Genomic DNA, 14,221 nt, shown 5'->3' with positions numbered 1-14,221 from the left:
GCCTTTTCAAGGAATTGTCAGGCGAAGTTACTTCGCAGGTTCGGTCTTGTTCAGAACTTGAGCAATGGTTGACTTGACCACGCGAACCTTGACGCCCTCGGCGATCTCGACCTCGATCTCGTTCTCGCCTTCCTTGACCTTCGACACTTTGCCGATCAGCCCGCCTTGGGTGACAACTTGATCACCACGGCGCACCGCTTCGACCATGGCCTGATGCTCTTTCATCTTTTTTTGCTGCGGACGGATCAGCAGAAAATACATGATCGCGAAGATCAGGATTAGCGGGAGAAACTGGGCGATTGCGCCACCTTCCATGGGATATTCCTTTGCTTTGTGCTGCGGTACCGTTCCGCAAATTTGGCGGGAACCTATGCGCTGATATGCCTGTTTGCAAGCAAAGGCGGCGGTGTGACCTACCTGCACTGCCTCTGGGCCCCCAAAGACGGCGCAGAGCGTTGCAGATATGCCCTAGGAACACGAGGCATCTTGGGTATAGTCGGCCCTAGGGGGGCGTGATGAGATTTCTCTACAAATACTTGCAGCGACTGAAGCTTTTGCTATCCACGCTGCTGCTGATCACCATTCTATCCACCGCAGGACAGGCTCAGGATACACCCGCTGAGCCATCCGAGGCTGACGCGACTGGCTCTGAAGTGTTCAAAGCGCCGGTCATTATCGACGGTGATCCGCTCTTCTTCCTACGTGGTTCCTCTGCTCTGCCTGCCAATGAACGGGCTGAGCGGGTCCAGAACAGGATCATTGAAATCGCTGAATCATCAGAAAGCCTAAATGTCGAGATCACCTATCGGGACAGCGAGCTCGGAACGGAGATTCTTGCAGATGGTGTTGTTGTGTCCGTGGCAACCGAGGCGGATGCCGAACTGGACCAGATGGAGATCGATATTATCAGCGTGTTGCAGGGAGATGCGATCCGCGAAGCCATCGTCACCTACCGTGCCAACCGCAGTGATCAGGCGCGCGTTTCCGGCGCTATCGAGGCCGCTGGCTGGACCTTTGGGTTTGTGGTCTTCATCGTGCTGATCCTTTGGCTGCACCGACGGATCAAGCGGCGCACGCTGGAAATCGTTCAAGGCTATTTGAAAGACGTTGAAACCGTGACGGCCAAAAGCGTCCAGGCCGAAGCGATTGCCGCCCTGATCCGCTATGGGCTGAACTTTATCCTGCTGATCCTCTTCTTTTTGGGTTTCTACTACTACCTGTCCTTCGTGCTGCTGTCGTTTGCCGAAACTCGGTATTTTGCCCAGTTGCTGCTGACCTACCTGACCGAGCCGGTCCTGCTGATCTTCAGAGGCATCATCAGCTACATTCCCAACCTTATCATGCTGGCGCTGATCACATGGATCACGCTGTATATCATCCGGGGAATGCGGGTGTTTTTCGACGCGGTCGAGGCCGGATCTTTTGAGATGCGGGATTTCGAAAGGCACTGGATCAATCCAACCTTCAACATCGCCCGGGTCGTCGTCGTTCTAATCGCCCTTGTATTTGCGGTGCCTTACATTCCGGGCTCGGATTCGGCAGCCTTTCAGGGGCTGACCATTCTTGTGGGGGCCATGCTGTCGTTAGGCGCGAACTCGGTTGTGTCCAACATGCTGGCTGGCTTGTTTGTGATCTATCGCCGATCAACCTCGATTGGGGATCGCATTCAGATCGGTGATCACATCGGTGACGTGGTGCAGATCAAGCTGATGGAAACCCATCTGAAATCCATCAAGAACGAGTTGATCTCAATCCCAAATTCCCAGTTGATGAATTCAGACGTTGTGAATTTCTCGAAGAAAACCGATGGCAGCGGCTTGTTGCTGCACACAACGGTTGGCATCGGTTACGAAGAGCCACCCGAAAAGATCGAGGCGATGCTGATCGAGGCCGCGCATCGCACCAAGAGCATCAAGACCAAACCAGAACCCTTCGTTTTGTGGACTGCGTTGGCTGACTACGCGATCAACTATCAGATCAATGGATATACCACGCGAGGCAGCATCATTCCCAAGATCAAATCTGATCTGCACCGTAACATCGTGGCCGTGTTCAACGAGAACAACGTCCAGATCATGACGCCGTCTTACATCGCCGATCCGCCAGAGCCCAAAATTCCGACTGAAGGTTGGGACGGCCATCTGGCGCATGAAGATGATGGGGATGAAAAGGCCTAGGCGGAAATCGCTTAACCGGTGCTACACCCTTGCTGCCATATGGTGCATAAGCGGCTTTAGTGATTCACGCATTAAGGATCTGAACTATGCACGACATCCGCGCCATACGCGAAAACCCTGCCGCCTTTGACGCCGCCCTTGCGCGCCGTGGGGACGCGCCGGTGTCGTCAGATTTGTTGCGGCTGGATGAAAGCCGCCGCGCCAAGATTCTGGCCGCAGAGACGGCGCAGGCCGAACAGAACAAGGCCAGCAAAGAGGTCGGCGCCGCCAAGGGCCGTGGGGATGAGGCTGAATTCGAACGCCTGCGCGCGCTTGTGGCGCAGAAAAAGGCCGAAATCGCCCAGATGCAGAACGAGGCCAAGGACCTTGATGCGCTGCTGACCGACCAACTGGCGCGCATCGCCAACCTGCCCGCGGACGACGTACCCCAGGGTGCGGATGAAGAGGACAATGTCGAAGTGAACCGCTGGGGAAATCCCCGCAACTTCGATTTTGACCCGAAGGAGCATTACGACATCCCCGCCGTTGCCGCAGCGATGGATTTTGAAACCGCCGCCAAGACCAGCGGCAGCCGGTTTGTGAACCTGTCCAAAGGCGTGGCACGCATACACCGAGCACTGGCCCAGTTTATGCTGGACACCCATATCGACAAGAATGGTCTGACCGAAATGCAAACCCCCGTTCTGGTTCGGGATGAGGCGATGTACGGCACCGACAAGCTGCCGAAATTCGGCGATGACAGCTATCAGACCACCAATGGCTGGTGGCTGATCCCGACCTCTGAGGTCACACTGACCTATTCGGTATCCGGGGATATTCTGGACGAGGCCGCCCTGCCCATCCGCATGACCGCGCACACCGTCTGCTTCCGGTCCGAGGCTGGCAGCGCCGGTAAGGACACTGCCGGTATGCTGCGGCAGCACCAGTTTGAAAAGGTCGAGATGGTCTCGATCACTCATCCGGATAAATCGGACGAGGAACAAAAACGAATGCTGCGCTGCGCCGAGGACCTTTTGGAGCAGCTAGGCATCCCCTACCGCACCGTTGTCCTGTGCACCGGTGATATGGGCTTCGGCGCGCGCCGCACCTTTGACATCGAGGCATGGCTGCCCGGTCAGGATACCTATCGCGAGATCAGCTCGGTCTCGACCACCGGCGATTTTCAGGCGCGTCGCATGAATGCCCGTTTCCGCCCCGAAGCGGGTGGCAAACCGGAATATGTCCACAGCCTGAACGGCTCGGGGCTGGCCGTGGGGCGCTGCCTTATCGCCGTGCTGGAGAACGGGCAGAACTCAGATGGCACTGTGACCCTGCCCGAGGTTCTGGCCCCCTATCTGGGCGGCAAACGGACCCTGCAAACAGACGGCACGCTGGCATAAGAAAACCGGCGCTTCGACTAGCGCCGGTCTTTCCCAAAGGGCGAGGAAGGCTTACTTCTTCGCCTTTTTCTTATCCTTTTTCTTATCCTTTTTCTTATCTTTCTTTTTGCTGTCCTTCTTACCAGCGTCTTTTTTCTTGTCGTCCTTCTTGGACTTCTTGTCCTTCTTCGACTTGGCCTTCACCTTGTCCTTGGCTTTCGAGAACGCGGCCTCCATCTCGGCACGTTTCTTGGCGGCCTTTTCAGCCTTTGCTTTTGCCTTGGCCTTCTTCTTCGCCTTCGCCTCGGCGGCTTCGGCAGCGGCTTTTTCCTCGGCGGCTTTCTTCGCGGCTTCTTCCGCACGTTTTTCAGCTGCGGCGGCAGCAACGGTTTTGCGCGTAGTAGTTTTTTGGGTCGCGGGTTTGCGAGCCGCCGGTTTGCGTGTCGCAGCCCGCCGCGTTGCCGGGGCGCGCTTCGCGGTGGCGGGTTTCGAAGCGATTGCTTCTTTGGCAGCAGCGATCAGAACAGCGGCGCGCGCCAAACCAATTCTAGGGACCTTGACCAGATCTTCGGGCTTGGCCTTTGCCATGGCTTCGGCTGTCTTATAGCCATTGGCGGCCAAAGCTGTGGAGAGCACGTCTCCCACACCTTTTACGTTGGTCACTGCGGTCATTATCGGTCCTTTCTCTCATTCCCTGCATCTACGTATATACACTGGATATACAAACCTTCAAGTCACGACGGCCACTTGCTGCGATCTTAACTGCTATGGGCCAAATTGGCCGTGCGCCCCTTTTTCGGAAAAGGCACCAGACGCTTTGCATCTTCGTCCCAAAGTTTGAGGTTCAGCGCTGCCACAGCCTCGGGGAATTTGATCCGGCGCGGGGTGTATTCAGGCGGCAGGTTATAGTGGCAGGCACGCAGCCTGTAAGACGGGATGCGGGCATTGAAATGGTGGATATCATGCAGGGTGATACAGGCCACCGCATTATCGAACCACCATCCAAAGTCCAAAGCCGAAGATCCCTGCAGCGCTGCGATTTTAGGATCGAGATCAGGCCGCCTGTCCCAATAGGTGTCTTCAAAGTTGTGCTGAAGATAGACAAGGAACACACCCAGCATTCCGCCGATAAACGAAAACACAAGCCAGACCAGAATGCCCGTTGTCCCCGCGATCAGCCAGAGCAGCCCCAGAAACACGATGATCGACAGGTTGTGCAGAAGAACACCGGCAACGCCGAATCGGACCGTGTTCTTGGGCCAGCGATAGCGGATGAAATAGGTGAACAACGCCCCAACGGGCACAAGGATGAACGGATTGCGATACAGGCGATAAAACAGGCGTTTCTTCCAGTCTGCCTCAGACCACTCCCGCAGGGTCATGGTGTGGATTTCACCGGTTTCACGGTGTTCCAGATTGCCGATCCCCGAATGATGCAGATTGTGGTTCTGCTTCATGACCTCGAACGGCGCGAAGGTAAACGGCGACAACCCATGCCCCGCCCATTCATTCTGTTGCCGCGTCTCAAACAGCGAATGGTGCCCGCAGTCATGTTGCAACACATAAAGACGTACGGCTGAGAAAGCAAAAACGATGCCAGCCGGAACCATGATATACCAGCGATCCACGAACGCGATCGCCAGAGCCAGCGATGCAAAATACACCGCAAAAGTTCCGAAATAGCTTAGCGCTGCCAGCCTGTTATCCTGAACTGCGTATTGTCTTGTATATTCCCTAAGATCCATCCAATGCGCTCCCCACGAGGCCTGGTTAATTTGAACCAAAAATAAGCGCGGATTGCCCGCGTACAAGCCGCGCGCATGAAAACATATGCACGCAGACGAATGCTAGCGCGGGGAAAAGGCGCTGTCACGCCCCAAGGCTAAAAACGCTGAAAATTGGCGCAGTTACGCCTTACCCTTGAGATGCTTGGCCAAAGCACCGGCATTTTTCTTGCGCCGTCCCTTATACGGGTTCTTGTCGCCTTGCCCCCGCAGGGTCAGGCGGATCGGCGTGCCGGGCATGTCAAAATCTTCGCGCAAACCATTCACCAGATAGCGAGTGTAGCTGGCGGGCATCTTGTCGGGATGTGAACACATCACCACAAATCCTGGCGGGCGGGTTTTGGCCTGGGTCATATAGCGCAGTTTTATCCGACGCCCTTGGGGTGCTGGTGGCGGGTGCTGCTCCAGCATTGCGGTCAGCCAGCGGTTAAGCGCAGCTGTAGGTACGCGGCGATTCCAGACGTCATGCGCACGCAGGATCGCAGCACGCAAGCGTTCAAGCCCGCGACCCGTCTTCGCCGATACGGTGATCAGCGGCGCACCGCGCAGTTGCGGCAGCAAACGCTCAAATGACTCCTTAAGGTCACGCAGTTTTTCCTGCTTGTCCTCTTCGATATCCCATTTGTTGACGGCAACAACCACGGCGCGCCCTTCGCGCTCAGCCAGGTCAGCGATGCGCAGGTCCTGCTGCTCGAAGGGAATCGCCGCATCCAGAAGGACGACCACAACTTCGGCAAACTTCACAGCGCGCAGGCCATCTGACACCGAGAGTTTTTCAAGCTTTTCCTGAACCTTGGCCTTTTTGCGCATCCCCGCCGTGTCGAAAATCCGCATAGGAGTGCTGTCGCCATCGGGATCGGCCCAGTCGATCCGCAGGCTGATCGCATCACGGGTAATCCCGGCTTCGGGGCCGGTTAGTAGACGATCTTCGCCAACGATTTTATTGATCAGCGTGGATTTACCAGCATTCGGGCGGCCTACGACGGCAACCTGCAAGGGCTTCGCTGCCGTAATCAGAGGAGTTTCGCCCTCGCCATCCTCATCAAGCTCGATATCGACGATGGGCGCGTCATCCTCGGCCTTTTCATCAGCCGCATCTGCCAAGGGCATAAGTTGAGCATAGAGATCCGTCATCCCCTCGCCATGCTCTCCCGACATACGCACAGGTTCGCCCAGACCCAGATTGTAGGCCTCAAGCACACCGGCATCCGCCGCCGAGCCTTCGGCCTTGTTGGCAGCCAAAATCACGTGTTTCGAGCGTTTGCGCAGGATCTCGGCAAACATCTCATCCGTTGGGGTCAGCCCTGTACGCGCGTCTATCATGAACAGGCACACATCGGCCATATCCACCGCACGTTCTGTCAGGCGGCGCATCCTGCCCTGAAGGCTGTCATCGGTTGCGTCTTCGAGACCCGCCGTGTCGATAACCGTGAACCGCAGATCGCCCAGCCGCCCTTCGCCTTCGCGCAGGTCGCGCGTCACGCCGGGCTGGTCGTCGACCAGGGCCAGACGTTTGCCGACAAGGCGGTTGAACAGAGTGGATTTGCCCACATTCGGGCGCCCCACGATGGCGAGGGTCAACGACATGTTCTCAACTTTCAAGACTCAAGATGCGCCCTTTAGCGTATCTTTGGGTCAACGGAAAGCGTGTAGATCACCCTTGGTCGAGACGACGTATAATGTCTGGTTGGCCACAACAGGCGTTGTTGTTGCGCCGCCCGGCACCTCGACCTGATTGATCAGCGATCCGTCAACCGGATTGAAGAAGCGCAGATAGCCATCATTGGACGCCACCACAAGACGCCCACCCGCCAAAATCGGGCCATAATGGGCCACAATCGGCCCGCGCCGTCCTGGGCGGTCTTTCACAAAACCCGGAAGATCCTGCGCCCAGATGACGGACCCGTCAGCAGCACTCAGGCGTACCAGCTGGCTGCGATCACTGATCAGGAAAACGCTGTTACCTGCAGGCCAAACCGTATCGACCGCGCCTTCATCTGCGGTCCAATTTCGCTCACCCGATGCAGCGTCAAACGCAACGGTGCGGCCCGAGTGATTTCCGATGTAGATCGTGTCGCCGACCACCATGGGGGAACCCGTGACATCCACGATCTGGGCGGCGGCCCGCCCCCGACGCCCACCAGCGACCGAGGCGTTCCAACGACGGATGCCACCACGACGGAAGGTGGCAGCGATGTCCCCTGATCCGAACGCAAATACTGAAAGATCCGAGGCAATGACCGGCGCAGGCGCACCCAGAACATTGCCGACGCTCGGGGTACCTTCGATCTGCCAAGCGATGCGCCCATCCTTGGTCGTGATGGCCCAGCCGGTTTCGTCGCCCGCGACCAGATACAAAAGCCCATCTGAAACCAAGGGCGAACCACTGCCTGTTGCGTTCAGGCGATTCTGCCAGCGAACGGCACCACTTTTGGCGTCCAACGCGGTCAGACGGCCAAAACCGGATGACACATAAAGAACCCCATCCGCGTAGGCCATGCCACCACCTGTGGCATCACCGTCTTTGTCCGTGGCAGGGATAAGGTCCGCAGTCCATGCCACCTGCCCCTGAGGCGTCACCGCCGAAACGGTGCTGGCCGCGTCCAGCGTATAGATCAGTCCACCGGCGACAACGGGCTCGGCAGTGATGCGCTGCTTGCGCGAGTCGCCTGCACCGATCGAAGCCGACCACACCCGCTGCGGCGCAGCCCGCAACGCGGCATGGGTTGTTCTGAAGGCAGGCGTACCGGGGCTTTGTGACCAGCTGCTGTTCGCAGTTTGCGCCGGCAGGCTGATGGGCTGCGACCCTTGCGTTTCCACAGTCTCGGTATCGGATGCGGGCCGGATGTCTTCGCGTGCGCCGGGAAGTATAACCTCGGGCTCTTGGCAGGCAGCCAACGTGGTCAGGGCAATCGCCGCAGCGGGCAGCCCCATGCGGGAGAATACATTTGTTACCATATCAATCCGAACTCGCCTGTCCTTTGTCTTCCCGTCAGCTTAGCCTTGTTGTGCCACTAACGGGTCCGGCTCGCCACCCAAAGCGGTGATCAGTTGCGCGGCACGCTGCTGCATATCGATCCCGATCTCGGCATCTTGTCGCAGCGCTTGCAGACGATCCAGGGCCGCATCCACATTGCCTTCGGAAATGTCGATGAGCGCCAATTGTTCTTCCGCCAGCAGGCGCAGCGGTGCACCAGGGCCGGCCAGCGCCTCAAACTGCAAGCGCCGCTCTGCAACTGGCATCGTATCTGTCTGCAGCAAGAGCGCCTTGAAGCGTGCAATCGCGCGATAGATTTCCGGCAGATCCCCTTGCACAGCGATTGCATTCAGGCTGGCTACTGCATCCGGCTCCGAACCGGCTTCGATCTGCGACGCGGACAGCAACATGTTCAAAACCGCCTCGCCACCCGCAGATTGGGTCTCAATCCCTTGCAAACCAGCAGCCCGCGCGGCGGAATCATTCTCGGACAATGCCGCGAGAATCTCGTCACCCAGCGACTGTGCCCGTGCTGTTTCGCGCGCTTTGCGGACCTCATTGAAGGCCGCGCCACCTACGATCAGGATGACCGCAACAACACCAACCCAGCCCCAGCGGCGCAACAGCAGGTACATCCGGTCGCGCCGGACTTCTTCTGTGACCTCATCGATGAAACTGTCGGTATCGCTCATCCCTGCCCCCGGGCTGTTCTGTCTTGCATTCGTGCGCCATGTCATACCCCGCCGCCACGGCCAAGCCAAGAGCCGGATTTCGCACGATCTTGATGCCAGAGTCCGCCCTTGCGAAAAAAAGTGAACCGAACTATTCAGTTCAGCGTAGAAAATCCACATGCCGAACCCCATCTACAGGCATGAATGTCAGATATTTTCTGATACGGAACTCTGGGAGTACCACTTTATGCGGTTGATTTCATTCATCAACGCCCTTCTGGTGATTGTTGCTTTGTATTTTCTGGTTTTTGAGCGCGACTCGCTATTTGCATTTGCCGGGCGCGACGACGCGGATGCGCCTGCCGCCGCTGAGGGTGAAAACCCGGACGCCGCAGCCGAAGACGCGGTGCGCGTGGTGGCTATTCGCTCACAAGCGCGCGAGATCGACAGCGCCGTTCTGTTGCGCGGCGAAACACAAGCGAACCGTCAGGTTGAAGTGCTGGCAGAAACCACATCGACCGTTGTGTCAGAACCCAAGCGGCGCGGCGCCTTTGTCGAAAGCGGCGATCTGCTGTGCGAACTAGATCCCGGCAGCCGTCCCGCCAGCCTGGCCGAGGCAATGGCCGGGAAGCTGGAAGCGGAAAGCCGTGTACCCGAATCCGAGGCACGGCTGGAGGAGGCGCACGCCCTTGTTGCCGAAGCGCAAATCAACCTGACGGCAGCTCAGAAGTTGTCAGAAACCGGGTTCGGATCAGAGACCCGTCGTATTTCCAGCGAAGCTGCGATGAGTACCGCCGAAGCCGGTATCAAATCCGCCGAAGCGGGGTTAGAAGCCACCCGCGCGGGTATCGAGGCAGCCGCGGCAGAGGTCGAAGCCGCTCAGCGTGAGATCAACCGCCTGACCATAAACGCCCCGTTCCGAGGTCTGCTGGAAAGCGACACGGCAGAATTGGGCAGCTTGATGCAGCCTGGCTCTCTTTGTGCCACGGTAATTCAGCTGGACCCGATCAAGTTGGTTGGATTTGTACCCGAGACCGAGGTCAATCGCGTACAAGTCGGTGCTGAAGCATCTGCACAATTGGTCACGGGTCGACAGGTTGAAGGCCGCGTGACATTCCTCAGCCGTTCAGCGGATGAAACCACCCGTACCTTCGAGGTGGAAATCACCGTGCCCAATGCGGACCTGACCATCCGCGATGGACAAACCGCCACGATTCGCATTGCTGCCGAAGGGGCCAAGGCACATTTGCTGCCTCAGTCAGCATTGACGCTGAACAACGAGGGTCAATTGGGCGTTCGGACGGTTGGAGCGGGGAATATTGTCGATTTTGCACCCATCCGCGTGCTGCGCGACACGGCCGAGGGCGTTTGGGTTGGCGGATTGGCAGAAACAGTTGATATTATAGTCGTCGGACAGGAATTCGTGATCCGGGGCGTCACTGTCGCCCCAACCTATCAGGAAGCGTCGCAATGACAGGTGTTGTCGCATGGGCCGCTGATCGGGCCCGAATGGTTCTGGCCTTTATCGCCATTTCGCTGGTCATTGGCGGCTTTGCCTATGTGAATCTGCCGAAAGAAGGCGAGCCGGATATTGAAATCCCGGCCCTGTTTGTGTCGGTCCAGTTTCCGGGCATTTCCGCCGAGGATTCCGAGAACCTTTTGGTCAAGCCAATGGAGACGGAACTCGCTGATCTTGACGGTCTGAAAGAAATGACCGCCACGGCTGCCGAAGACTATGCCGGTATCGCGCTCGAATTTGATTTCGGATGGGACAAGACCGCGATCATGGCAGATGTACGCGATGCCATGAACAGTGCGCAGGCCGAGTTCCCGGAAGGGGCCGAACAATACTCGCTGTTCGAGATAAACTTTTCCGAATTCCCGATCGTGATCGTCAACCTGACCGGCGCTGTGCCGGAACGCACGATGGCGCGCGTCGCCAAAGACCTGCAGGACGAGCTGGAGGCACTGGATTCAGTGCTCGAGGCCGGGATCGCCGGCAATCGGGACGAGCTGCTGGAAGTCATCATCGATCCGTTAAGGCTTGAAGCCTATAACGTCACCGCAGCTGAGTTGATTGATGTTGTTCGCAACAACAACCAACTGATCGCAGCCGGTGAAGTTGATACTGCACAGGGCACATTCTCAGTCAAAATCCCATCATCATTTAAAACCCCAAGCGACGTGTATGGCCTTCCGATCAAGGTCAATGGCGACCGGGTTGTCACCTTGGGCGAGTTGGCCGAGATCAATTATACCTTTGAAGATCGCGAGGGTACGGCCCGTTTCGACAATGTACCAACCGTCGCTTTGCAGGTGGTCAAGCGCAAAGGGTTCAACCTGATCGACACGGTTGAGCAGGTCAAAGCCACAGTGGCCGAAGCGCAAAGTAAATGGCCGCCTGAACTGCAGGCGGCTGTCGATGTGGGCACATCAAACGACCAAAGCCGCATTGTCGGTTCGATGGTCAGCCAGTTGGAAGGCTCGGTTCTGACGGCGATTGCGCTGGTGATGATCGTTGTTCTGGCTTCGCTAGGTTCGCGCGCAGCTTTGCTGGTAGGCTTTGCGATCCCTACGTCGTTCCTGCTGTGTTTCGCATTTCTCGCGGTCATGGGAGTGAGTATCTCGAACATCGTGATGTTCGGTTTGATCCTGGCCGTGGGTATGCTGGTGGACGGCGCAATCGTGGTTGTCGAATTCGCGGACAAGCGCATCAAGGAGGGCGTTGGGCCGATGCATGCCTATGTGCAGGCTGCGCAGCGTATGTTCTGGCCTATCGTCTCGTCAACCGCCACTACACTTTGCGCATTCCTGCCAATGCTGTTCTGGCCCGGTATTCCGGGTGAGTTCATGGGGATGCTTCCGGTTACCCTGATCTTTGTTCTGTCCGCTTCGCTCATCGTTGCGCTGATCTACCTGCCGGTCATGGGCGGCGTGTCCGGACGGCTGAGCCGTGTCTTCGACCGTTCGTCGAACTGGTTGCGCGCACGCACCCCATGGTGGTTGCGTGCCGTATTGGTGGCACCGTCGTTCTACCTTGTTTTCCTGGGTGCGATGCAGGTCCTGAATCCGGGATATTTGCTACCGGTTGGTGGATCATTTGCGGGCGCTGTGCTGATGATCTTCGGCGCATTTGCCGGGTCGGTAACCCTGGGCGCCGCCAAAATCGAACGCGCGCCAGATACCACCGTTCATACAGCGAAAGAGCACACGACTTTCGGATATGCGATCAAGTTTCTGGTCGGCAATCCAATCATGCCAATCGTTTCAATCGTCGCTGTGGGGTTTGCCGTTATTTCGGTTGTTACATATTTCGGGGAAAACAATCGCGGAGTTGAGTTTTTCGTCGAAAGCGAGCCGGAACAGGCCACCGCCTATGTGCGCGCCCGCGGGAACCTGTCGCTTGATGAAAAAGACGCCATGGTGCTGGCAGCAGAACAGGTTATTGCCGCGCATCCAGCGGTTATCAATGTGTTCTCATTTGCGGGCGAAGGCGGTCTGAATCAGAACAATGGAGGGGCCGAAGCCCCGGCAGACACGGTTGGTCGTGTCCAGTTCGAGATCATCCCATGGGAAGATCGCCCCAATGTACACGAACCCATTCTGGGTGGCTTGTTTGATCGCCATTCCGTCGCCCCCGAGTATGACGGCGACTTTGTCCTGGAAGAGCTGGGGGCTCAACTGGCCGAACTGCCGGGGTTTGTTGTCGAAATAGCGGCGCTAGAACAAGGGCCCGCCTCGGCCAAGCCCGTGCATCTGCGGATCAAGGGTGACAATTGGGACAGCTTGACCGCAGCCACTGACGCCGCACGCGCGCAGTTCGATACGACACCCGGCCTGATCAAGGTTGAAGACACCCTGCCCCTGCCCGGCATCGACTGGCAGATTGATGTGGACGTTGCCAAAGCGGGCCGTTTCGGCGCCGATGTGGCGACCGTTGGTGCGATGGTTCAACTGGTCACACGTGGCATTCTGCTGGGAGAGATGCGCCCTGATAGCACGGATGAAGAAATCGAAATTCGCGTTCGCCTGCCCGAGGAAGATCGGGTGCTGTCAACGCTGGATACCTTGAAAGTCCGCACACCTGACGGGTTGGTGCCCTTGTCGAACTTTGTCACACGCCAACCGGTGCCCAAACTGGCCGAGATCAACCGCATTGATCAGGAGCGCTACTACGATGTAAAAGCGGATGTTGAACCGGGCCTGAGCAAGCTGTTTGTGAACGGCAGTGACGGCACCGAAGAGCGTCTGGCCGTGGTCCGCGCGCTTGAGGACGGCACAGAGCCCACCGCATCAACCCTGACCATGCCGGATGGCAAGCAGTTCGATCTGGTGATGCTGACGGGTGCAGCTTCGATTGACGAGCTGCGCACAGCCATCGACGATGGTGATGCGCGGACCAGCCTGATCAACCCGAACGAGCGGATCGCTGTTCTGACCGAATGGCTGGACACCAGCCCGTTCGACCCTGCGATCAGCTGGGAATGGACCGGCGATCAGGAGGATCAGGCCGAATCCGGGGCCTTCCTGATGAATGCCTTTGCCGGTGCGTTGGGCTTGATGTTCGTGATCCTGCTGGCGCAGTTCAACAGCTTTTACAACTCGATCCTGGTTCTATTGGCCGTGGTCCTATCGACCACCGGGGTGTTGATCGGGATGCTGGTGATGGAGCAACCCTTCTCGATCATCATGACCGGCACCGGGATCGTGGCGCTGGCGGGGATTGTGGTGAACAACAACATTGTTCTGATTGATACCTATCAGGAATACAGCCGCTATATGCCGCGTATTGATGCGATTGTTCGCACAGCCGAAGCCCGGATTCGCCCGGTTCTGCTGACCACCCTGACCACCATGGCGGGCCTGACGCCGATGATGTTTGGCCTGTCTCTGGACTTCATCAATGGCGGCTACACAATCGACAGCCCGACAGCCTTGTGGTGGAAGCAGCTGGCAACTGCCGTGGTGTTCGGGTTGGGCATCGCAACGGTTCTGACGTTGATTGTCACGCCCTCAATGCTGGCGCTACGCGTTTGGGTGACAACCTACGCGATCTGGTTCGGCAGGGTGCTGGCACGCGTCACCGCCGGCCGCTCTAGCCAGATCGCGCAGGATATGGCCATCGGGCGCAGCGCGCGCGCCATGCAGGCGACCGAGCTGGTCTGGACAGATCCCCCCGCAGCGGCGGACAAAACGCCCGACGCACCACCCGGTGCACCCTTGAAAGCTGCGGAGTAAATCAAAAGGGCCGGAT

At 57.8% G+C, this 14,221-nt stretch carries 10 protein-coding genes; 4 read left to right on the top strand and 6 right to left on the bottom strand.

The features are described 5' to 3' along the window. Positions 1-27 precede the first annotated feature (27 nt). Complete coding sequence (yajC, locus tag ACR0JX_RS06240; RefSeq protein WP_170449793.1) at positions 28-315, bottom strand: preprotein translocase subunit YajC; 288 nt, start codon at positions 313-315, stop codon at positions 28-30. 200 nt (positions 316-515) lie between these two features. On the opposite strand from yajC, the gene ACR0JX_RS06235 reads away from it, so the two are divergent. Then, positions 516-2,177 carry a mechanosensitive ion channel family protein gene (locus ACR0JX_RS06235; RefSeq protein WP_480542344.1) on the top strand — a complete coding sequence of 554 codons (1,662 nt, stop codon included), beginning with the start codon at positions 516-518 and terminating at the stop codon, positions 2,175-2,177. An 86-nt stretch (positions 2,178-2,263) separates the two neighbouring features. Next, positions 2,264-3,556 (top strand): serine--tRNA ligase, encoded by a 1,293-nt coding sequence (gene serS / locus ACR0JX_RS06230; RefSeq protein WP_480542342.1) that lies wholly within the window; start codon positions 2,264-2,266, stop codon positions 3,554-3,556. Positions 3,557-3,607: 51 nt separating this feature from the next. Here serS and ACR0JX_RS06225 read toward each other — a convergent pair whose 3' ends face one another. The 5 genes from ACR0JX_RS06225 to ACR0JX_RS06205 form a co-directional block, all read right to left on the bottom strand. Further along, a complete protein-coding gene (locus tag ACR0JX_RS06225) occupies positions 3,608-4,207 on the bottom strand; it encodes a helix-hairpin-helix domain-containing protein (protein WP_480542340.1) in 600 nt (199 codons plus the stop codon). A gap of 86 nt (positions 4,208-4,293) precedes the next feature. Next, a complete protein-coding gene (locus tag ACR0JX_RS06220) occupies positions 4,294-5,280 on the bottom strand; it encodes a fatty acid desaturase (RefSeq protein ID WP_480542338.1) in 987 nt (328 codons plus the stop codon). A gap of 162 nt (positions 5,281-5,442) precedes the next feature. After that, positions 5,443-6,906 (bottom strand): ribosome biogenesis GTPase Der, encoded by a 1,464-nt coding sequence (der, locus tag ACR0JX_RS06215; protein WP_480542336.1) that lies wholly within the window; start codon positions 6,904-6,906, stop codon positions 5,443-5,445. 48 nt (positions 6,907-6,954) lie between these two features. Beyond that, on the bottom strand, positions 6,955-8,277 hold the full coding sequence (locus tag ACR0JX_RS06210) for a PQQ-like beta-propeller repeat protein (protein WP_480542334.1): 1,323 nt from the start codon (positions 8,275-8,277) through the stop codon (positions 6,955-6,957). A 39-nt stretch (positions 8,278-8,316) separates the two neighbouring features. Then, positions 8,317-8,988 carry a hypothetical protein gene (locus tag ACR0JX_RS06205; RefSeq protein ID WP_480542332.1) on the bottom strand — a complete coding sequence of 224 codons (672 nt, stop codon included), beginning with the start codon at positions 8,986-8,988 and terminating at the stop codon, positions 8,317-8,319. A gap of 226 nt (positions 8,989-9,214) precedes the next feature. On the opposite strand from ACR0JX_RS06205, the gene ACR0JX_RS06200 reads away from it, so the two are divergent. Together ACR0JX_RS06200 and ACR0JX_RS06195 are read left to right on the top strand one after the other, a co-directional pair. Continuing rightward, on the top strand, positions 9,215-10,441 hold the full coding sequence (locus ACR0JX_RS06200) for an efflux RND transporter periplasmic adaptor subunit (RefSeq protein ID WP_480542330.1): 1,227 nt from the start codon (positions 9,215-9,217) through the stop codon (positions 10,439-10,441). Next, positions 10,438-14,205, top strand: a complete 3,768-nt coding sequence (locus ACR0JX_RS06195; protein ID WP_480542328.1) for an efflux RND transporter permease subunit — start codon at positions 10,438-10,440, stop codon at positions 14,203-14,205. The genes ACR0JX_RS06200 and ACR0JX_RS06195 overlap by 4 nt, the downstream gene beginning before the upstream one ends. Positions 14,206-14,221: the final 16 nt, after the last annotated feature.

The sequence above is a fragment of the Ruegeria sp. AH7 genome, assembly GCF_056541325.1.
Note: the sequence above shows the minus strand (reverse complement) of the source record. Positions and strands in the feature narration are given on the sequence as shown.

Excerpts from the sequence above, each read along its gene's own strand:
- der (WP_480542336.1), bottom strand. The coding sequence starts at position 6,906 with ATGTCGTTGACCCTCGCCATCGTGGGGCGCCCGAATGTGGGCAAATCC.
- yajC (WP_170449793.1), bottom strand. The coding sequence starts at position 315 with ATGGAAGGTGGCGCAATCGCCCAGTTTCTCCCGCTAATCCTGATCTTC.
- ACR0JX_RS06200 (WP_480542330.1), top strand. The coding sequence starts at position 9,215 with ATGCGGTTGATTTCATTCATCAACGCCCTTCTGGTGATTGTTGCTTTG.
- ACR0JX_RS06205 (WP_480542332.1), bottom strand. The coding sequence starts at position 8,988 with ATGAGCGATACCGACAGTTTCATCGATGAGGTCACAGAAGAAGTCCGG.
- serS (WP_480542342.1), top strand. The coding sequence starts at position 2,264 with ATGCACGACATCCGCGCCATACGCGAAAACCCTGCCGCCTTTGACGCC.
- ACR0JX_RS06225 (WP_480542340.1), bottom strand. The coding sequence starts at position 4,207 with ATGACCGCAGTGACCAACGTAAAAGGTGTGGGAGACGTGCTCTCCACA.
- ACR0JX_RS06220 (WP_480542338.1), bottom strand. The coding sequence starts at position 5,280 with ATGGATCTTAGGGAATATACAAGACAATACGCAGTTCAGGATAACAGG.
- ACR0JX_RS06195 (WP_480542328.1), top strand. The coding sequence starts at position 10,438 with ATGACAGGTGTTGTCGCATGGGCCGCTGATCGGGCCCGAATGGTTCTG.
- ACR0JX_RS06235 (WP_480542344.1), top strand. The coding sequence starts at position 516 with ATGAGATTTCTCTACAAATACTTGCAGCGACTGAAGCTTTTGCTATCC.
- ACR0JX_RS06210 (WP_480542334.1), bottom strand. The coding sequence starts at position 8,277 with ATGGTAACAAATGTATTCTCCCGCATGGGGCTGCCCGCTGCGGCGATT.